The following is a 21,291-nucleotide window of genomic DNA, read 5'->3' on the forward strand; positions in this document are numbered from 1 at the left end:
CTAAACCTCGTCCTTAACCAAGGCATAGAAAATATTTTCCAGTGATGCCCCCGGTGTCTTCGCTTGCTCTGCAATCTCCTTCAGCGTCCCTTGGGCAATAACAGCTCCTCGGTGAAGCACGATAAAGCGATCACAATAATTTTCAATTGTCGACAAGATGTGTGAACTGAGTAAGATTGAAGACCCGCTTTCCTTCATTTCCAGCATGAAATCGAGCAAAGAGCGGATACCCAGTGGATCCAGTCCAAGAAACGGTTCATCGATAATATATAATGGTGGACGTGCAACGAATGCACACATGATCATTACCTTCTGCTTCATCCCTTTGGACAAGTGAATCGACAGGCTATCTGCCTTCTCCTCCATATGAAACAACTTCAACAACCTCTCCGAACGCTCTTTATAAGCTTCCGGTTCCACACCATAAGCACGAGCTGCAAACTCCAAGTGCTCCCTTACCGTTAATTCCTCATAGAGCAGAGGAGACTCAGGGACAAAAGCAAGTGAAGCTTGATAGGCCTCTGGCTCCTCATCCCTTGTTCTCCCATTGACTAGAATGCCGCCATGATGAGGCGCCATTAGACCGAGAATATGCTTCATCGTCGTGCTTTTCCCCGCGCCATTCAACCCAATGAGGCCAACCATTTCCCCTGGCTTCACTTCAAAGCTAATGTCGTGTAGTACTGGACGGCCCAGACTGTATCCGCCGCTGAGCTCTTCAATTTGCAAAATAGGCGTTTCACTCAACGCTTACTCCCCCTTAACTTATCTTCTAATCACGAGGCGGTTTATTCTTGAGCCACTTCGGAGCCCCTTTGTTCTTACGATCTAGGTCGCGGTCTCTCTTGCGTGCACCATTTGGAGTCCCACTCCGCTTATCAGCAGTCGTAGAAGCTTTCGGTTTCGCTGGTCGACTTGAAGGACGAGTCGCTGATGTGCGAGCTACATCCGATTTTCTCACAGGACTCTTCTCATCTCTACCACTAGGTCTTGTCTTATCCCCTGAACTGCCGAAACTCTTATCACGTCCAACCATGCCACTTTGTGGTTCCATAACTTTTCCGGCATACATGGTTAAAGACGTAATCTCTATACCCAATTCCTTAGAAAATTTACGCATAATAAACTCTTCTTTGGGTGTGACAATGGATACAGCTAGTCCTTTATTGCCCATTCGTCCCGTACGACCAGCTCGGTGTACATAATGTTCGGAATCAATAGGGGGATCCAAGTTAACAATTAAGGCCAAATCCTCGATATCTAACCCGCGAGCAGCCACGTCACTTGCAACAAGCACTTTATGCTTTCCATCACGGAAGCGTTGAAGTGTCAGGCTTCTTGCTGTTTTATCCGCATCGCCATACAGTGCACCGGCACTCAATCCGACGTGATTCATTTTGGCTTCCACTTCTGTAATATTATCCGTATTGTTAATAAACACTATCGTCCTTGCGGGATTATAGTGACGTACAATCCGCCGCAATGTATCGATTTTGTCCCGCTCATCACAGATGAAATATACATGTTCCAGACTTTTCGAAGTCCGCTGCTCAGGCTCTATACCAACCACGACTTGATCTTTCATCTCACGTGCTGCCATCGCCCGAATCTGTGGATTGATCGTCGCTGAAAGAAACATAAGCTGCCGTTCCCGAAGGGTCCCGCGTAGAATATGCTCCAATTCCGTCGTTCCGCCGAGTTGGAACATTTGATCTACCTCGTCCACAACGACCGTCCGCACTGTATGAAGCTTCAACTTACGCAAGGCCACGATTTCACGGATTCTACCCGGCGTTCCCACTACCAATTGAGGATGTAGTCTCAATCGCTCTATCTGCCGTTTGATCGCTGCCCCACCAATAAGGGCTTGGACTTGAACACCCAGTGCTTCTCCATACTTCTCTGCTTCTCTAAGTATCTGTATAGCTAGTTCCTGGGTAGGTGCAAGAATCAATCCTTGCAACGTCTTCTCCTCAGGATTTATTCTCTGCAACAATGGTAGAAGATAAGCCAGCGTCTTCCCAGTTCCCGTCTGCGACTGGGCAAGCACATCACGACCTTCCAAAGCAGCAGGAATCGTCTCCGCCTGTACCGGTGACGGTTCAATAATACCGTACTCTGCCAGTTTAGCCGCAAGCGGCTCGCTGATCCCGAGTCCAGCAAAAGTAATCATTGTCATTTATATTCATCCTTTATTCAATAGTAGTCTCGTAAGCGTAGTTGTAATAAGGACACGAGCTGTCTCTGCTTCCTCGCCCACTTCTAGAAGTGCGGTAATCAAGAGGCGAAGAAACCGTTTGAATCTGGAGAAGCGTCAGCGTTCGTCTTTGCAGTCGGATTATTACCATTTCCGGTTAATTAAATCAAATAATCCAACTGCAACAACGATCGAAGGATCAAATGGTATTCATAGCTGTAATTTTCTCACCGCACTTCTAGAAATCATTATTTTCATTATATGTCATAAACCCAAGCTACACCAAATGATAATCAAAAGCAGCAAGAGAACGAGCAAATGGACCAGGCAAGGATATTCCCTTTGCCCAGTCCAATTATCAAAAAATCATTCTGTAATTATATTTACTTTGCTACCTCTTGACCCGCAATCCGACCAAAAGTGATAACATCAGAAATGGCATTTCCGCCCAGACGGTTAGCACCGTGAACAACTCCCGTCACTTCTCCCGCAGCGTATAATCCAGGAATAATCTCGCCTTCCGTCGTCAGAACATGTGCCTTTGTATCAATAACCAATCCACCCATTGTATGATGGACCGATGGAACCGCTTTTTGAATATAATATGGACCTTTTTCCAGCGACACTAACCCGCCGCGATGGTTGTAATCAAGATCCTTACCTGTCTTCGCATACTCATTAACTTTACTAATAGTCTCTTTCAATGTCTTTGCATCAACTTTGAAAAAATTAGCTGCATCTTCAATAGTGTCAGCCTTATAGAGTAGCCCTTCCTTAATTAATTGTTCATATTCATCTTTATGGACTTCGATCGTCTTACCGATATCGGCGATTTCCTGATTCCAGAATTGGTATGCGTAGCGGCCTTCTTGTGCCAGAATAGCCTTAGATATTACATCCCGTCGTTCCAATTCCTCCACAAACCGTGTTCCCCCTTGGTTAATCAATATCGCACCATCGAACCGAGAATCGGCCACAAGTGAGATCACACCAGTAATCGGGTTACAAATCGGATAAGTTTGTATATTCTCCATGTTCGTAATATCTGCGTTAATTTCTTGTGCCATGATAATTCCATCACCGGTCGTTCCTTGCGTGTCCGTAGACATATAGCTCTCATCCAACTCAGGATTATATTTCTTACGCATCTCTATATTAGAGCCAAATCCGCCGGTCGCCATTATAACGCCTTTGTTAGCGCGGAAGGTCACTTTTTGACCATTCGTACTAGCTTCAACTCCGACTACTCTACCGCTCTCATCTGTCAGCAGTTGCTCAGCCTTCATGTTCGTCTTTATAGTAATTCCAAGTTCTCCAGCCTTGGTCTTAAGCTTAGTAATCAATTCCGCTCCTGTATGACCGACAGGAATAAGTGCACGTTTACGAGAATGCCCCCCGAACTGGAAGAGGTGATCTGGTAAGAACTCAACTTTTACCACGTCACGTAACCATTCGGCTGAACCCAGTGATTTCTCGGATAGAATCTTTACGATTTCAGGTTGGCCCAGATTATCGCCACCCTTCATCGTATCCTCATAAAATAATTCTGCGCTATCATCGGTTATACCAAGTGCATGCTGAACCCAGTTATCAGGAGCATTCATCTCCCCACCGGAGATTAGCGTGTTGCCACCAACTGTCGGCATCTTCTCCAATATAACTACACTTTTCCCTGCCTCTCCTGCTTCGAGTGCGGCACTAAATCCGGCACCACCCGCACCGATAACGACGACGTCGTATGTTTGCTCCGACTCTTCAGTCTGTTTAGTGTCTGCTACTGCGCTGCCTGCTACCAGTGCAATCCCCGATTTAACGATCGCATCCTGAATCGCATCTAGATATCCTTTACTTGTCACACTAGATCCGCTAATAACATCCACTTCTACGCTATTAGCCTGCATCACGGTTTCCTTCAACTGAGTATATACAGGCTCCGCGAGAACTTCATTTTCCTTCTGTTCCAGAACCTTCACTTCGATAATTTTCCCATCCATAAAGCTTACCTCAACTTTTATGTCTCCGTGTTTCCCACTACCTACCCCAATCGCAGTCGTCGTTCCATCAGCTGCTTCCTTTGAGTTTTTCTTAGAGCCGCAAGCGGTCATCGTGAATATAAGCGCCAGCACCATAATAATTGATAATATTCTTCCCGTGTGTCTTCTCATAGTTCCTCCCCTGATACTTATACTAGAATTTTTATATTGTGAAAAAATGTACAATGTTTATTGTAGGGGATAAACCACTAAAAGTATTTGCACATTTCAGTTTTTCTTTATACATTTTGGACAAGTGATTCTTTTCATTTGAAGCTTGCGTACAACATGATGTAATAAAGACATGAACTCTATACAACGAAAAATTACGTATTACGCCGGGGGATGCTTTCTCTTACTGTTTCTGGCGCTGTCGGGCGCCATTTACTTAGAGATGGAACGAACAGTCATCCCACTCAACGAATCTCTGACTCAGCAAATCGTGAATGCCCGGAGTGAACAAATATCTTATTGGTTTCAGCAGCGGATCGGAGAAGTTGAAATGCTTGCCACACTTGCGGCAGATCACCACTGGACTCGGGATGAACTGTTACTCGAAAGTCGCAAGCTAGAGCAAAGGCGCGGTAATGACTACGAGTCCATTCGGATCGTTGATCTAAAAGGAAATTCTTGGACATCTGATAGTGAGTCGTTCTCTATACTAACGCGAGACTATTATAAGGATCTTATTTCGTCGCATGCTCCCTACGTTGTTAGCAATGTTATTGTTTCCAAAGCTAACGAAGCAGAAATAGTCGTCATTCTATACCGCATTGAACCGCTTGTGAATGAAGATGTAGCATACATTGCAGCCGCTGTTCCCATCGGTAAAATGAAAGAGATCGCCCAAGACATTTTGGTTTATGACGGCAGGGGATGGCTTATAGTAAATTCCGAATCCCCAAATCTAGAAGGCAACAAAGCTTCCCTTTCGACCTTTACAGCTTCGATCGCTGGTGTTCCGGGTTGGAAACTCATCTTTCAAGTGCCGAGATCCCAACTTTCCCAAGGTATGATAAGGACCCAATGGTCGGCTCTTATAGTGGGAAGCGTAGTAGGTATCTTCTTTTTGATCCTCGTCATATTGCTGGGATCCTCCATAGCACGACCAATACAAACGCTACGTCAATTGATGAGACAAGTGGAAAACGGCGACTGGAACGTGCGTTCCAATGATCAGCGACGCGATGAAATTGGAGAGTTAGGGCGTAGCTTCAATCAAATGCTCAAGAACCTATACCAATCCCAGCAAGAGAAGAAGGAAATGGAACTACAAATGATTCACGAACAGATTAAACCCCATTTTCTGTACAATACACTGGATACGATCCAATGGATGGCTGCAAGTCATGAGGCGGACGATGTGGTTGAAATCGTAGAATCCCTTAGTACTTATTTCCGGCTCGGGCTGGGCAGTGGCAATCAATTTGCAACACTGGGGCAAGAATTTCAACATGTCGAGAGCTATTTGAATATTCAATGTGTTCGATATGAAGATATTCTGGAGTATGAACTGCGTTATGACGATCATTTGGAACAACATCAAATCATTCGTTTCATCCTTCAACCAATCGTTGAAAATGCAATTTATCACGGAATCAAGCCTCTGGCGGACCGGAAAAGTAAAATATCAATTAGTGCTTATGAACGAGGAGATCAACTGATAGTCAGCGTCGAGAATAACGGAGTCGACATCCCTGAATCAAGACTTGCGTCACTTCAGGAGACAGTGCGAAACGGAAAAAAAGATAGAAACGGAGAGATCGGTTTCGGTCTGTATAGTGTCAGCCACCGTATCAAACTTGCTTATGGTGAACTCTATGGTTTGCAGATAAGTAGTGGACAAGGGATAACCCGTATGACGTTAAATATGCCGCTTGGAGGTGACGAATCATGTGGCAAGTCCTAATCATGGATGACGAGAAGATTATCCGTAAAGGTTTACTGAAATATATCCAAGAGAGTCGGCTACCTTTTGAAGTATCAGGAGAAGCAAGGAACGCTGCTGAAGCCCTGTCTCTAATTGAGCAATCCAAACCAGACGTATTACTGGCGGATATTAACATGCCCGGTTTAAATGGCCTTGATCTGATACAACTTGTGATGAGTCGATATCCAGAAATGGTCGTGGTGATCATTAGTGGGTACGAGCATTTTAATTATGCTCGAAGAGCCCTGCAATTGCATGCTTTTGATTACTTACTGAAACCTGTCCCTAAAAGCGATCTAAACCGAATGTTGGCTATGCTAAACGATCATTTGTGCAATCTTCATCCGGACGTGGTCCTAAAGCTTGAGAAGGATATGACGCAGGAATATATCCCACAAGCATCTGATCTCTCACCAATTATGGAGAAGATAACAGAATACATTAACCATCATTACAATGATCCTGAACTGGCTGTACCCAATGTAGCAGAGTTATTTCACATTAATTCTAATTATTTGAGCAAACGAATGAAGCAAGAGGTTGGAGCATCTTTTCTGGAGTACTTAACTGAGCTCCGTATCTCAAAGGCAAAGGAAGTATTGGATAATTCCATGCAGAACATCAAAATTGGTGATCTGGCAATTAAAGTAGGTTATACAAATCAATATTATTTCAGTCGCCTGTTCAAAAGCCGAGTAGGGATGTGCCCGGTAGATTATAAAAATCTACGCCAGAACTAATGTTTAGAGGTAGTTAATATCACATTTTTACTGAGCAAAACAAGAAATAACCCGCCTCTGAGGGTGGGTTATTTCTTGTTCAACATGCGGTAACTCAAACGATCAGCTAGACGTGGAAACAACTGATATAACTTTGCACCTACCCCAGCAACCCAAGGTAGATTAATTTCCGTCGTTCCTTTATCAAGTGCTGATACCATGGCTTTTGCCACTCGTTCAGGCTTCAACATGAACCATTTTACGTTTTTGACATATTCTCCACTTGGGTCTGCCAATGTAAAGAACGGCGTATCAATCGGCCCAGGATTAATTGTCGAGACCGTAATTCCATCAGCACGAACTTCTTGGCGAAGCGCACTGCTGAAACCAAGTACTGCATGTTTCGTCGCCGTATACGCGGTTGATTTGGAGGTTCCAATCTTACCCGCAATGGATGCGACATTAACAATTCGCCCCGTACGCGCCTTCTTCATATAAGGAAGCACAGCTTTTGTACATCGAACTATGCCCATATAATTAACATTCATCATGTCATTAAATTCATGAATTGGCATATCATCACAATATTCGAACTTCCCATACCCAGCGTTGTTCAATAGACCATCTATCCGACCAAACTCAGTAAAGATTTGTTTGAATCCATTCTTTACAGAGTCATCATTACCTACATCCATTTCAATAACCTTATAGGAGCCATACATTCCCGCGCTGACATTTTCCAGTTTATCAACCGACCTAGCAGCCAGCACAACAATTGCCCCACGTTCCGATAACATTTGAGCGCTCAGAGCACCAATCCCACTAGAAGCACCCGTGACAACAATAATTTTTCCGTTCAATGACATATGTAGGTCCCCTCCCAATCATTTCATTCTAGGAGATCATGACCTGGATGTCTAGTTCGCCGATCCCATCCATCGTCAAAGGAATACAGAGTGCTTTACGAGGTAACATGTCTTTATTGGCTAGCTCCAATTCAATAATTTGCGGCGGAGTAATATCCACTACATAACCTTGACTTGACAGGATAGTACTCGCATTACCGCTAATCATATTGCTTAGCTCCGAAATGGCGCTTTTCCCCATCTCGTCCATTTCTGTCAGCACAAATCCACCCATCATAGCAGATACGATCTTTAACGCAACCTTCACTTGTAGCCCAAACACTACCATACCAGTAAAATGACCTGACATACCGACCTGTACCCAAACTTGATCGCAGCTAGGTATGATATTCTTTACTCCAAGACTTCCTACAGAAGGAGAGATTTGAATGACCTGTTCAATAACAGAACGCGCGGATTCAAGAAAAGGATTAATTACTTCTGCTTTCACAATTTGTGCTCCTTTATACTAGGAAGTAAAAAAATGTAATACAAAAGTCCCGTGTTTTAGTTAAAACAAATTATACTTTATTCCTATTAATAAGTCATTAGAAATGTAGGTATAGTACTTTATATAGAGATGTCAAACTAAACGACTACGACTAACAACTTCAATATCATTGCGTTTAACAAGTCGAATCACCTATAATTAATGAAATAAATATGTTGAGAAAAGAATAGTTGAGAAGATCACAGTTGAAAGGAGGGATTCAGGTGAATATCAGTCAACTGGAAACGCTAATCACCATTTCTAAGACCAAAAGCTTTCGTAAAGCTGGAGAATTACTGAATCTAACTCAACCTGCTGTTTCTGCGCAGATCAAGAGCTTAGAGGATGAATTCAAAACAGTGCTAATCGACCGTAATCAACCGGTAACACTAACAGACCGTGGGCAGGTTTTTCTTGAACGGGCCGAACGAATCCTAGATATAACTGAAGAGCTCAAGCAGAAACTGTCCGATATGGAGCACACTCCACAAGGGCACATAGTACTAGGTACAACAACATCTATTGCCATTCAGATTTTGCCACGGATTCTTTCCTATTTCCAAGACCAGTTCCCATTGATCAAAACAACCATCCAATCCATGCCCTCTTCACTAATTTATCAGAATGTGGAACAAGGTCTCGTCGATATCGGTATTGGCTATTTAATTGAGAACAATCCAAATGTTTTATCTTCTGTGTTGTATTACGACATCTTTGAACTTGTAGTATCGCCTCAGCATCCACTAGCTGACAAAAGGACACCCAGCTTGGATTCATTGCGAGACGTTCCGCTTATCATGCTCTCCCCCGACACAGTCGGTCGTAGGTTCGTCGATGAGGTGTTCAAAAAACATCAAATGGAGCCCAACATTGTCATGGAATTATCCAGCAGTGAAGAAGTGAAACGGATGGTCGAGATTAATTTGGGAGCTGCTATTATTTCCAGACAGTCCATTCTACGTGAACTTCGTCAGGGTTCATTAAAAGTTGTTCCTATTCCCGAACTGGAGGTCACCCATCCTGTGGGCGTGATCTACAAATCGAGCAGATACATTAACTCGGCCATGCAGCAGTTTCTTGGTGACTTAAAGGGAATGCCCGAAACTAATTTTATAGGCTCAGAGTAAGCTAACCAGAAGGGAGTATCATCATGAAATTTGATCTTCACACTCATCATTTTCGCTGTGGACATGCAGACGGAAATATCCGTGATTACATTGAAGCCGGAATCGCTGCGGGGTTGTCTGTCATCGGTATCAGCGATCATACTCCTTACTTTGGGAGTCAGGAAGAACAACCTTTTCCCCTGATTGCTATGGCAAAGAAAGAATTTTCAAATTACGTTGAGGAAGTTCTGCATCTGAAACAAGAATATGAAGGAACTATCGACGTATTACTCGGTATCGAGAGTGATTTTTTCCCCGAACATGCGAAAGTTTATGCTAACGTCTTGGCCCAGTATCCGTTCGACTATGTAATCGGTTCTGTGCACAGCGTAGGAAATGTTAGTATCTTTAACAAAAATCGCTGGAAAAGACTTAGTGAAGAAGAACATATCGCAGTTAAGGAAGCTTACTATGCCTTGATCCGTGATTCAGCTCGTAGTGGTATGTTTCAAGTTCTAGGTCATATTGATGCGATGAAGGGGAACTACCCACCTTTCTCAGATATTCCAGCCGCTACTGCCATTGACGAAACACTACAGGTCATCGCCGAGTGTGATGTTGCAATTGAAATTAATACTTCCGGCAAGACAAAGCTCAGCGGTGGATGGTATCCTAACGATGCGATCTTGGAACGTGCGCTGCATTATGGTGTAAATGTGACCTTTGGTTCGGACGCACATATTCCGGGGCGTGTAGCTGAGGATTTAGATGATGTAGCAAGCAGATTGCGAGAAATCGGGTTCACCGAATGGGTATATTACAAGAACAAAGCAAAGGTAGTCGTTCCGCTATAAAAGGTATTAAATGATGTGGGGCACATGCCTCACTTTTTTTCTGCAAAAAAAAAGGGAACCCGCGCGTTCCTACGCCGGGTTCCTAACAATATATTCAAAAGGGGGTCATAAGGTAAGTTTACCCCCTTACTGTTAGGGTTGGATCACAGCTATATTTCATTTGTGTAACAAATGAATTTCCTATTGTTACTTGTCCTCATTTGAACTTATCGAATAGAGTTTTAGAAGATTATGTTCAGTAAGCCCTTCGAGGCAAGACATTCCACATTTCTGCAATACGCGTTCTGAAGCCGGATTATCTTGTCCACATCTAGCTTCGATTACAGTTAGTCCCATTGTATCGAAACCAAATGAGAGTAGAGACTTTACTGCCTCTGTAGCTAACCCCTGATTCCAACTATGAGGAGCGAATAAATATCCTAGCCTTGCCTTACCCGTAGTTTGGTCCCAATACTGTAGAGAACATAGGCCTACTAACCGACTACTGCGCCCTTGATCCTGCTTCAAATCAACTGCAAAGTGGAGGTCACGGAGAATCCAATAGGATTCTTCGAAATAACGGAACATTCGTGCTGGAAAGCGCAAGGCCCCTGGCTGAAAAGATGTATGACGCTGAACCTGCGGATCAGTAATATAACGAAACATCTCTGTTGTATCATTTGGCACTATCTTTCGCATAATTAAACGATGGCTTTCCAGAATAGGAAACTGGCTCAATAGCTGCTGCCTGATGTTAGTCATTCCCTTACCTCGGTTCCCTTCGAGTTCTTCATCGCACCAAATAGATTTAGCATTACATAGCTAAACAAAGTAATTATAAATATCCATTTACAAAAAGCCAGCGTATGTCTCAGATGCTCCATATCAGAAAAATATATAACCATTTCTTCTAGAACATGAAACGGTCTCTTGATAATATCCCAGCTATTCCAACGGTTAAAGCGACCAAGATATACTCCGAAGCTACTCAAACCCAGAATGGCAATGGCAAAGATCCAACCAACCACGCTTCCATAACTCTTGCGAACTAAACGGTGAACCGAAGCCAATGATGCATTACCCAACGCTAGACCAAGCAACGCAACAAAGAATAATGTAAACAGATGATCCCAGAATGAAATCTCCTGCCAGAATCGATAACCACTTACCGGATACCTTGCAAACGGATGTAGCATATCTGTGATCATATAAGCCGCATTTGGATAAAAGAATAACCATAATAAGCCAACCACTAGAAATAACAGTCTTCGCGAGAGTTTATTCTTTAACAAGCTAACCAAATCAAGTATAATGACAAGTCCTACCGGAATCCAAGCCAGAAACGTATTCCAGATCAGAAATAGATAAGGGGATCTCCCCCCACTAGGAAGCTGAATCTCTACTACAAATTTCATGCCTATCACCGTGGCTATAAATAAGACAATATACAAATATAATTTAACGGGATATCCGAGTTCCTTCAGTTTATTCAATCGTACATCCTCCCCCACATCAAGATCTTATCAAAGTTGTATACAAACCAATTTGCTTATATACGTTTGGATGAAGGGGATAGTTACTATCCTTGCTTAGAACATCATCACTAATGAACTCATTAAGAGCTTTCAATACCAGACAATTTGAGTATAAAATAGTATCCATAGTCCACCCTCTTTTTATTTCACAATATAGATCGGAGCTCTAAAAATGACACCTTTTACCGCAAAAGTCATTGAGGTTATTTCTGCTATACCTAAAGGAAAAGTCATGACATATGGTGGCGTAGCTGCTGCCGCAGGAAGTCCCCGTGCCGCTAGGCAAGTGGTACGGATTCTGCACTCCATGAGCAGTAAATACGCTCTTCCATGGCACAGAGTTCTAAATAAAGCTGGTGAAATTGCGATTCAAGACGATGAGTCCGCCTTCATGCAAAGAATGTTTTTAGAGTCAGAAGATATTGAAGTACTTGATGGCAGACGAGTCATACTTGAGAAATTTCAATTTCACCCGGAACCTTACTTTCAGGAAGAGTAGACTATAGCTTTTACTTCACTTTGTACTTTTTCAAAAGACTGCTAATATCAGCGTTTACTTCTTTGACATTTGGTCCCTTTGCCGGATCATCACTTAAATTATATTTTTGTTTTAGTTTCAAAATCCCGTATACTCGTTCATCTAACATCTCTTCCGTAATAGTTCCCTTGTCCACGGCTTCAGTCAAAGCTTCAATAACTGCCTTTTCCTTCTTATAGTCGTGACCAATCAGAACAATGTTACCACCGGCCTGAATAAATTGAACGGCCGCATCTCCGATCTCATAATGCTCTGCAATGGCTCCCATTGTCATATCATCGGTAATGATCACGCCTTGATAACCAAGTTCTTCTCTAAGCAGATCGTTGATGATGATTTTAGAGAAGGAAGCTGGATGGTCGGGGTCCAATTTAGGCATCAGTAAGTGAGCTATCATAACTACATCTGCCCCTTCGGAGATGGCATTCTCAAACGGGATCAATTCTAAACTCCGCAATCGTGTTAAATCATGGTCTACAACAGGCAACCCAAGATGAGAATCCACCGAAGTATCTCCGTGCCCAGGGAAATGCTTAACGACTGGAATAACACCCAGCTTCTCAATTCCTTTCATAGTGGCTATGCCTAATTTGCTTACGATCTCAGCCGTATTCCCATACGATCGATCACCGATAACCGGGTTATCTGGATTACTATTCACGTCAAGTACAGGGGCAAAATCCATATTCAGACCAAAGCCCGACAGTTGAGTTCCAATTGCCTCACCCATCCCACTCGCCAGCTCTGCACTTCCTGTTTCACCAATTTTCCCGGCCGTTGGCACCTTCGTAAATTCTTCTGGCATCCTGGTGACCCGCCCGCCTTCTTCATCCACACTCATAAATAAAGGAACTGAATTAGTGGCATTAGTCGCCTTTAACTCATTGAACAACGAGAGCGCCGAGGCACTGTCTTTAATATTATCCTTGTAAAAGATAAAGCCCCCAACCCGATAAGTCTTGATCAAATCTAAAGCAGATGAATCCGGCTCCGTTCCTTCCATACCAACTAAGACCAGTTGCCCCACTTTCTCGGTAGGGCTAAGACCTTCTAACTGATCCCTGATGGGATCAACTGATTCCGTGGGAGTGGGCGTTGGTTCGCTCACCTCTCCACCTTGTGAGTCTTGATTACTTGAGGGGGTAGCTTCCGGTACACTAGCCTGGTTGTTCTGTGAGGAACACCCGACCACCAGTCCAATACTAAGTATAATTACGCAGCACATCCGTAATGTATATTTCATGCATTTGCCTCCAAATCACTCATATTATTCTATGAAGTATTCACCAATTCAAATGCGCTCATGCTATTGTTAACCACGCGAATACAACCAAATCTTCCTCGCTTATGGGCGCGATTTTTTCCATTCCTTGATAAATGACCAAACTCCCCTGGAGAATACCACTAAAGGAGCCAACAGCAAAGATCCTAAGAACCACATGGGAACTTCGGCGGATTGACTCTTGAAATAAATTGCAAAACCTATAGCATAGATCAGAAATATTACGGATCCAACTAAATAGATTTTCATCCCTTTTTCTAACTTCATAATCTAATCACTCATTTCTATCTATTTATTCTGCACCACTATATATCTTAACAAATATGAATGCGAAACATTACTTTGATTTCTTAATATTTCCTCTACCGTTCCTGTTTCTACTATTCGATAACCGCTGAAATGCTCCCTTAAATCTTCTTCGGAGAAAAAATGAGCATATTTCCCCTCTTTATATTCATAGGTTCCTGATTCCAGCTGCTTACCTATCCCGTTATTAGGATCTTCATCAGAAAAGCTTGTAAAGTACATCACGCCTCCCTTTCGCAAATGCTCGTCACAGCACTGTATTAATCGGTGTCGATCAGACATCAGAAATAAATGCAGCAGATCATAACAATAAATACCGTCATAGGTTTTGTCTATCTTTATGTCCAGCGCTGATCCTTCAATATAATGACAATCAGGGTCCCACTCTCTAGCCATCGCAATAGCATCTGGCGACAGTTCTACTGCCTCAACTTGAAAGTGAGGAGAGAACGCTTTGGAGTTCCGCCCATAACCTCCACCTGGGATGAGCACGCTTTGAACACCATGCTCTTGGAATATATCAATTGCATGATATGCAGTCGGACTTGGCTCTTTACCCCAGATCATGCCCTCCGCTTTGAATCTCTGATCCCAATACTCATTAACCATACCTGAACCACCTTAACTTTATATTAAGTTCAAATGTTGTATTTCCCCATACTATTTGAATATCCCCTAACCTTCAAGTTTTTTCGCTTACACCGCTAGCATTTATACAGAATTATAAAAGATCACTCCCTTGTGCTCTCTAAAACTGCTAGAATAGTAACATTGGTCAGTTTTGCAAACAAAATTTTTAGGGGGATTTTGAATACATCATGCGGTATATACATCAAGTGAAAAAGGGATGGTATAATTTATCCCCAAATATTAAATTATTCTTTCTAGCAAATGTTTTATTTCAAATCGGAGGCGGGATGTTCTCTGTCTTATATAATCTCTACATTCAAGACCTAGGTTACGGAGATACCATGAATGGTAGAGTCGTAGGTATTCAATCCTTTGCCACAGCGCTCATGTTCATTCCTGTCGGCCTTCTTGGAGATCGGACTAGCCGTAAGCGATTACTAATTATTGGTGCACTCTTTAGCGGTTTAGCCTTTATCGGTCGATCTTTTTTGATTTCAGAGCCCAGCCTATTGACACTAGCCGTCTGCTCTGGTTTATTTGCTTCCATATTTCAAGTATTGGCTATTCCTTTTCTTGCTGAAAGTATCCCTGTCAAACAGAGACTACGGATATTCAGTTATTTCTCTTCTCTTGTTCTTGCTTCACAGGTACTAGGGAGTATGGGCGGCGGCATGTTGGCCGATCTCTTGCAAACATTCGGTATAAATCGTGTTTCGAGTTTGCAAATCGTTCTAGCCATTGGTGGGATCGCTACTTTAGCAGCATTCATTCCATTACTCTTCATTGTTGAAAAATCTCATGTAGTTCAATCTGAGGAGGAAGAGCAAACTCGTAACCCTATAGTTCAACCTGCTCAATCTGCTACCATCAGCTTGAAATCTGATTATAAAATGATTGCGCAGTTCGCAATCATCCAATTGATTATCGGAATCGGATCCGGGTTAGTTGTTCCCTACTTAAATCTATATTTCACCAACCGTTTCTCTGTATCCCTTAGTGCGGTTGGTATACTCATTTCACTTGGACAAATCATGACCATCATATCCATGTTAATCGGTCCTTCTTTAGCAGCAAAAGTTGGCCCTGTAAAGGCTGTAGTATGTTTTCAAATACTCTCTCTTCCCTTCCTTTTATTAACTGGGTTCACAAATATGTTCGCGATCGCTGCGGTGGGTTTCCTATTCCGACAAGCATTGATGAATGCAGCCAACCCTATTCAATCGACGGTTCTCATTGAGCGTGTATCTGATAAGAGTCGTGGAATAGCCAATTCCATCACTCAGACTGCGTTTATGCTGGGCTGGGCTTTCATGGGATCTATTCAATCTTACTTAGTTACTTCGTACGGTCATTATTGGGGGTATGCAATTACCTTTAGTATAACAGGTGGTTTATATGTCACCGCAGCAGCCCTCTATTACTTCATGTTCCGAAAACCTTATCAACACGTTGTGACTGAATCTTTTTAATAAAAAAAGAGGGGGTTATCACTCAGCTATATTTAGCATAGCTGAGTGATAACCCCCATTTTATTTTCACATAAATAATCCATGTTACATTTTGCGACAAACTAACATTCCATGATTACTGTTACCCAGTATCGACGGTTCACTGCAAGTTCTCAAATGAGCCTCCACCCACTGGTTATATTTCTCTTCCGATAATTGATTAATCGTATCCTGCATAAGAGCACCAATACCATCGATTGCAACATGCTCTAACTTCTCCACCTTATTCTCAGCAAGTAAGGCTTCTATTTCATCAGGTGTATGAAAATATGCTGATGCTAAGAAACTCTCATCTTCCATAGAATGAATGCATCCATCTTCTATGATTCCTGTAATCCACTCATCGGATAAAGACCCCGTGTTCATTTTGAACATATAAGGTAGCATATAAAATCTATTAATATACGCAACCGCAAGTATTCCATTTGGTCTTAATACTCGCATACATTCGCTAATACAATTCCTTTGCAACTGAATGTCCTGTAGATGATACATCGGTCCCAAACATAGCACGACATCAAAACTCTCCGATTCAAACATGGAGAGATCTGTTGCATCAACACCCTCTGCCTTCATATTCTCGCAACCCATATGATCGATCTTGGATTGTATAATCTGAACATGCTTTGAGTAATATCAGTTGCTGTGATTGCATTAACCTTGTCAGCGTAATAGAATATATCCCTGTACCTGCTGCTACATCTAGGATATCTTCCTCGCCATCAATGTATTTATTTATTCAATATTGTCGTAGTGGTAATAAACTCTAACCTTCTAACATTATCTCTTCCCAAACGATCCTCTTCACTATAATTAACGTAATAATTTACAACAACATTATTCATAGCCATGCCCCCTGTTGAAAGCATGTTATTCCTATATTCGAAAACCTTCAAGATGATTCGTCACGTTACTTATGACTCGGATTTCGATAATAGGTCCACATGTTCAATATTGCGAATAGACAAGTAAGCGATTAACACACCAATACAAGCTAAGATGATTGGAACGATGATAATTGCATTGAGTGAGAATCCACCATTGTTGGAACAAACCAATAGAACTATGATTATAGAAGCAACAAGTGTTGATACAGTTGATTGCTTTCGTAGCCCAAAATAGAGCGGAATCAAACTCATGAAACTAGCTGCCAGTCCCCCCGTAACAAAGGATGTTCCCTGCTTTAAGACCAATTCGAGTGTCAATGTGCCTGGTATGATGTCTATAAATTGATCAAGTAAATATATAGCACAAGTAAGGAAGATCGCGGACAAAATAATTGCCGTAAAAGTAAAGGTAATCACAATAAGCAATTTCGCAATGATTAGTTTTTTGCGGTTAATTGGATACATAAACAGTACCGTAATCGACTGACTTTTAAATTCGTCGATAATCAACTTAGATAACAGTACCCCCGCAAATATAATAAACGTTGCTCTCACCATTACATCTATAATTTCAAATAAACCCTCAAAACCAGTAAACTCAGGTATTTCAGCTCCTATCGAAGTTATACTAACAAGAGCAATTAAAACAAAGATACAGAGGTTGGCGATAAACGCCCCCCTAATGATTCCAGCAAGGCGGTATTTCTTCAATTCCAACTGAATCAGTCTAAACATTTACCACACCTCCACCCAATAAGTTCATAAAATATTCCTCAAGCGTACTGCTCTTCTGATGAATAGATTCCACATCAATATCGTTCATAATCAGGGTCTTTGTAATTTGTTTCATTGGAATACTATTGTCATAAATTCGAATATACTGTTGATCTATGACACGAATATTTTCAATTCCTAACTGATGGGATAACACATATACAGCCTTGTTACAGTCATTCGTACTGAACTCAATATAATCGGTATTTTTCTCCCGAATCTGCTCCATGGAGACCTCTTCCAACAATACTCCATGATTAATTACTCCAATCGTGTCAGCCATCAACTCGATTTCACCCAGAATGTGGCTTGATACCAGCATCGTAATGCCATACTCTCTACTCAAGAGTTTGAACAACTCACGGATATCTTTGATCCCAATCGGATCAAGTCCGTTAATCGGTTCATCCAGTATGAGTAATTCTGGTTTTGTCGTAATTGCCCGGGCAATTCCAAGCCGCTGTTTCATACCTAGTGAGAAGTCCTTAACAGGCTTGTTAGTAATATTCTGTAGTTTAACAAGCTCAAGCGCATCATCTACAGCCGTTTTGTTATAGTAACCCATATATTCACAATGCAATTCCAGATTTTCACGTGCTGTTAACTTATTGTAAAATATCGGGTATTCAATGATTGTTCCCATTCTCCCGAGTACATCGTAGGATGTTGGTGTTAGCTTTTGACCAAACAACTCGATTTCGCCAGATGTTGGCTTTACCAGGTTCGTTATCATTTTCATAATCGTAGTTTTACCCGCACCATTCGGACCAAGAAAACCATAAATTTCACCCTGTTTAATATTCATACTGACATTGGTTACAATATCCTTCTCATTAAATACTTTTGTCAAATGATGAGTTCGTAGTACGTAAGCCATGTTTATATCTCCCTTCGCTTATCTCTCATGAATTCATTGTAATAAACGAAATGGTTTATTTTTCTTACTCAATTCTTACGTGTTTCTTAAGTAGAGCGGATGATTATACTAATAGTTCAATTTTCTTAAATGAAAAGAGAATACGGTTCTCTCGTATGGCTTACTTGAAAGATGAATACTTCCCCCCATGGTCTCCACAAGTCTCTTAGCAATCGTTAAGCCTAAGCCACTGCCCTGCACCGATTTGTTACGGGAATCATCTAAGGTGTACATCCGTTCAAATACGAGATTCTTATGGCTATCTTGGACACCCTTTCCACGATCCCATACTTCTACACATACCATATCTTGTTCCTCGCGGAGCCTCAGTCCTACTGTTTTGCCGTCTGCTCCATACCGAAGCGCATTCGAGATTAAATTGTTTAAAATACGGTTTATTGCATCCTCGTTACCAAGCACGAATACCGGAGAATCAGGAATATCAATATGTACTTCTAAGCCTTCGGCGGACAACATGTCGTAGAACTGTAAAATATTTATCCTACATAGCTCACTCATATCTACACGAGCAATCGGAAACTCTGTATCACCCGATTCTAACTTAGCTAAGTTAAAAAATGTATCGATCAACTGGATGGTTTGAGCTGTCTTCTGATGAACCTTAGAGAGCAATTCTTGACGTTCTTCTGTATCCATATCCTGATGGAGAGACAATGCCTCCACATAGCCAAATACAACCGTTAATGGCGTTTTCAAATCATGTGAGATGTTAGATAACATTTTACGCATCATGATTTGTGATTTGGTATTGTCTGCACTCGACTTAAGGTTCATATCAAGCAGTGCATTGATCTTTGTCATTAACACCTGCAGCGCTGGATCGCTCGTGACGAACAGTAGTTTCTCAGCGGTTCTGTCCGTCATAATAGCTTCAAGTCGTTCGGCAACCTTTTTCATTTGAGCGGTTCTTACTGTCTGCATCCTATATTGTAGAACAATGATGATAACCAGGATTAAGATGATACAAAAGGCAACCGTAATCATGTCAAACACCTTCCCACTTGTAGCCGATTCCCCATAGTGTCTTAATGTAAACCGGGTTGGATGGGTCATTCTCGATCTTCTCACGGAGGCGGCGAATATGTACGTTGATTACGTTCTCATCCCCCATGTAATCATCATTCCAGATAAATCCGTACAATTGAGATTTCGTAAACACACGATTGGGATTACTAGCAAACAATTTCAAAATCTCAAATTCCTTGGCGGTAAGCTTTAGTTCTTCCCCTTGTTTGTTGACCGAATAATTATCAAAATCCATCTTCAAATCACCTACGGTAGTGATCTTCTCCGTTTGCTGCTCTACCTGAGTATATGTAGTTGCTCTGCGGATCGCCGATTTAATGCGGGCAGAAAGTTCAATCATAGAGAATGGCTTAGCAATATAATCATCTGCACCAAAGCCGAGTCCAAGCGCTTTGTCCACATCACTATCTTTAGCCGACATAATCAGAATTGGAATGGCGCTGCGAGAGCGAATAATGCGGATCACTTCCATTCCATCCATCTTAGGCATCATTAAATCCACCAGAACGAGATCAAAAGTCCCCTTTACAAAAGCAAATATACCCTCCTCGCCATTGTAGGCTGCAGTAACAAGAAAGCCTTCCTTACTAAGCACCTTCTCTACCATCTCTACGATAGAAATATCATCTTCTATTAATAAAATGTGATGCATATTTATCCCCTCACCGACTCTATCGACTCTTCTCAAAGATACTAATACTCATAAAGTTTTTTTGCTTGTGGATACTCTACCAGAAACCGTTCATTCATCACCTGTAGCTTATCTTGATACTTTCGATAGGAGTTACTTAATATTTTTATATTTGGAAGAAAAATATCATAGTACCCGCTTTTATTTTGAAAATCGATTAATATTTGTTGCATCTTATAGGCAGGATTTGATTTAAACTCCTCTGAAGTGCGATATTCTAGGTACTTTGTAATTGTCTCCTTATTTTCTTCCATGTAATGATCATAGTTATGTATAGCATCTCCCACGGCTTGATCCATCTCTTCAAGCTTGATTTGACTTAACGAGTCAAATATATCTGTCATAAACTGTTGTATTTCTTGGGGAAACTCAAGACTATCCATATGGTCCAAAAATTCTACAATACGATTATAGGCAATAATCTTCTCGTCGCTATCTAATTTTTCATCCAAAAATTTGCCGAAGTGGATGTATAAGTACATTCCATAGTCTCCAGGAAATGCTTGGAGTAACTTATCTTTGATAACTATTTTATCATTAAGTTTATGTTCGATTTCATGAAACGCCTCTTCTATAGTCAAGTTACTTTCCATTAAATATTTTAAACACGCATATTGAGTTTCTGCCTGCTCCATTTGGACTTCTTTTTTCAACTTAAAATCAGACAGGGCTTTATATTTGTCATTACTGTTGATAATTATCTTAATATCAGAAACACTCATACCCAGCTTTCTAAGTATAGTAATCTCTTTCAATACTGTTAAATCATGATCATTAAAATCACGATAACCATTTTCATTATATTTTACTTCAAATAGTCCCTGCTGCTCATAATAAATTATCGCTTTCTTTGTTAGTCCACATATTTTGGATATTTCGCTTATTAACAATCAAATCACCTCAGCCTTCATTTTAGACCCATCCCTAAGGTTATAGTCAATAACTGAATAAAGCTAGTCTTAAT

21 protein-coding genes are annotated in these 21,291 nt (G+C 41.5%); 6 read left to right on the forward strand and 15 right to left on the reverse strand.

Annotated features, from left to right (window positions below; genetic code table 11):
* The 3 genes from NST85_RS23465 to NST85_RS23475 form a co-directional block, all read right to left on the reverse strand.
* Positions 1–747 carry an ABC transporter ATP-binding protein gene (locus NST85_RS23465; protein ID WP_127190241.1) on the reverse strand — a complete coding sequence of 249 codons (747 nt, stop codon included), beginning with the start codon at positions 745–747 and terminating at the stop codon, positions 1–3.
* A 25-nt stretch (positions 748–772) separates the two neighbouring features.
* Positions 773–2,179 carry a DEAD/DEAH box helicase gene (locus tag NST85_RS23470; RefSeq protein ID WP_341190548.1) on the reverse strand — a complete coding sequence of 469 codons (1,407 nt, stop codon included), beginning with the start codon at positions 2,177–2,179 and terminating at the stop codon, positions 773–775.
* A gap of 401 nt (positions 2,180–2,580) precedes the next feature.
* Positions 2,581–4,362: a flavocytochrome c gene (locus tag NST85_RS23475; protein WP_341190549.1), complete on the reverse strand. Its 1,782-nt coding sequence runs from the start codon at positions 4,360–4,362 to the stop codon at positions 2,581–2,583.
* Between the two features lie 172 nt (positions 4,363–4,534).
* On the opposite strand from NST85_RS23475, the gene NST85_RS23480 reads away from it, so the two are divergent.
* Positions 4,535–6,139, forward strand: coding sequence for a sensor histidine kinase (locus tag NST85_RS23480; protein ID WP_341190550.1), 1,605 nt, complete (start codon positions 4,535–4,537; stop codon positions 6,137–6,139).
* Positions 6,124–6,900 (forward strand): response regulator transcription factor, encoded by a 777-nt coding sequence (locus NST85_RS23485; protein ID WP_127190245.1) that lies wholly within the window; start codon positions 6,124–6,126, stop codon positions 6,898–6,900. The genes NST85_RS23480 and NST85_RS23485 overlap by 16 nt, the downstream gene beginning before the upstream one ends.
* Positions 6,901–6,968: 68 nt before the next feature.
* Here NST85_RS23485 and NST85_RS23490 read toward each other — a convergent pair whose 3' ends face one another.
* Positions 6,969–7,745: an SDR family NAD(P)-dependent oxidoreductase gene (locus NST85_RS23490; protein ID WP_341190551.1), complete on the reverse strand. Its 777-nt coding sequence runs from the start codon at positions 7,743–7,745 to the stop codon at positions 6,969–6,971.
* Positions 7,746–7,773: 28 nt separating this feature from the next.
* The gene (locus tag NST85_RS23495; RefSeq protein ID WP_127190247.1) at positions 7,774–8,235 is read right to left on the reverse strand and encodes a chemotaxis protein CheX; all 462 of its coding nucleotides are present in this window, start codon (positions 8,233–8,235) and stop codon (positions 7,774–7,776) included.
* A gap of 263 nt (positions 8,236–8,498) precedes the next feature.
* Between NST85_RS23495 and NST85_RS23500 the strand changes: the two genes are divergently transcribed.
* Positions 8,499–9,401: a LysR family transcriptional regulator gene (locus NST85_RS23500; protein WP_127190248.1), complete on the forward strand. Its 903-nt coding sequence runs from the start codon at positions 8,499–8,501 to the stop codon at positions 9,399–9,401.
* 23 nt (positions 9,402–9,424) lie between these two features.
* Entirely contained in the window at positions 9,425–10,234 is an 810-nt protein-coding gene (locus tag NST85_RS23505) for a histidinol-phosphatase (protein ID WP_127190249.1), read from the forward strand.
* A 186-nt stretch (positions 10,235–10,420) separates the two neighbouring features.
* Here NST85_RS23505 and NST85_RS23510 read toward each other — a convergent pair whose 3' ends face one another.
* Together NST85_RS23510 and NST85_RS23515 are read right to left on the reverse strand one after the other, a co-directional pair.
* Positions 10,421–10,912 carry a GNAT family N-acetyltransferase gene (locus NST85_RS23510; protein WP_341190552.1) on the reverse strand — a complete coding sequence of 164 codons (492 nt, stop codon included), beginning with the start codon at positions 10,910–10,912 and terminating at the stop codon, positions 10,421–10,423.
* Between the two features lie 59 nt (positions 10,913–10,971).
* Positions 10,972–11,706, reverse strand: coding sequence for a DUF1361 domain-containing protein (locus tag NST85_RS23515; protein WP_127190251.1), 735 nt, complete (start codon positions 11,704–11,706; stop codon positions 10,972–10,974).
* A 214-nt stretch (positions 11,707–11,920) separates the two neighbouring features.
* Here NST85_RS23515 and NST85_RS23520 point away from each other — a divergent pair, with 214 nt between their 5' ends.
* Complete coding sequence (locus tag NST85_RS23520) at positions 11,921–12,247, forward strand: MGMT family protein (RefSeq protein WP_341190553.1); 327 nt, start codon at positions 11,921–11,923, stop codon at positions 12,245–12,247.
* A gap of 10 nt (positions 12,248–12,257) precedes the next feature.
* Here NST85_RS23520 and nagZ read toward each other — a convergent pair whose 3' ends face one another.
* Positions 12,258–13,529: a beta-N-acetylhexosaminidase gene (gene nagZ / locus NST85_RS23525; protein WP_341190554.1), complete on the reverse strand. Its 1,272-nt coding sequence runs from the start codon at positions 13,527–13,529 to the stop codon at positions 12,258–12,260.
* Positions 13,530–13,856: 327 nt separating this feature from the next.
* A complete protein-coding gene (locus tag NST85_RS23530) occupies positions 13,857–14,483 on the reverse strand; it encodes a class I SAM-dependent methyltransferase (RefSeq protein WP_341190555.1) in 627 nt (208 codons plus the stop codon).
* Between the two features lie 209 nt (positions 14,484–14,692).
* Here NST85_RS23530 and NST85_RS23535 point away from each other — a divergent pair, with 209 nt between their 5' ends.
* Entirely contained in the window at positions 14,693–15,973 is a 1,281-nt protein-coding gene (locus tag NST85_RS23535; protein WP_341190556.1) for an MFS transporter, read from the forward strand.
* Between the two features lie 84 nt (positions 15,974–16,057).
* Here the strand turns inward: NST85_RS23535 and NST85_RS23540 are convergent, their stop codons facing one another.
* From NST85_RS23540 to NST85_RS23565, 6 genes are all read right to left on the reverse strand, one after another.
* Positions 16,058–16,627: a class I SAM-dependent methyltransferase gene (locus NST85_RS23540; protein WP_341191158.1), complete on the reverse strand. Its 570-nt coding sequence runs from the start codon at positions 16,625–16,627 to the stop codon at positions 16,058–16,060.
* A 299-nt stretch (positions 16,628–16,926) separates the two neighbouring features.
* On the reverse strand, positions 16,927–17,634 hold the full coding sequence (locus NST85_RS23545; protein ID WP_341190557.1) for an ABC transporter permease: 708 nt from the start codon (positions 17,632–17,634) through the stop codon (positions 16,927–16,929).
* The gene (locus NST85_RS23550; protein WP_341190558.1) at positions 17,627–18,550 is read right to left on the reverse strand and encodes an ABC transporter ATP-binding protein; all 924 of its coding nucleotides are present in this window, start codon (positions 18,548–18,550) and stop codon (positions 17,627–17,629) included. The genes NST85_RS23545 and NST85_RS23550 overlap by 8 nt, the downstream gene beginning before the upstream one ends.
* Positions 18,551–18,658: 108 nt before the next feature.
* Complete coding sequence (locus tag NST85_RS23555) at positions 18,659–19,594, reverse strand: sensor histidine kinase (protein WP_341190559.1); 936 nt, start codon at positions 19,592–19,594, stop codon at positions 18,659–18,661.
* Between the two features lies 1 nt (position 19,595).
* Positions 19,596–20,288 (reverse strand): response regulator transcription factor, encoded by a 693-nt coding sequence (locus NST85_RS23560; protein ID WP_341190560.1) that lies wholly within the window; start codon positions 20,286–20,288, stop codon positions 19,596–19,598.
* A gap of 41 nt (positions 20,289–20,329) precedes the next feature.
* Positions 20,330–21,217, reverse strand: coding sequence for a MerR family transcriptional regulator (locus NST85_RS23565; RefSeq protein ID WP_341190561.1), 888 nt, complete (start codon positions 21,215–21,217; stop codon positions 20,330–20,332).
* Between the last annotated feature and the right edge of the window lie 74 nt (positions 21,218–21,291).

The sequence above is a fragment of the Paenibacillus sp. FSL K6-2524 genome (genome assembly GCF_038005525.1).
GTDB classification, from domain to species: Bacteria; Bacillota; Bacilli; order Paenibacillales; family Paenibacillaceae; genus Fontibacillus; species Fontibacillus anaericanus.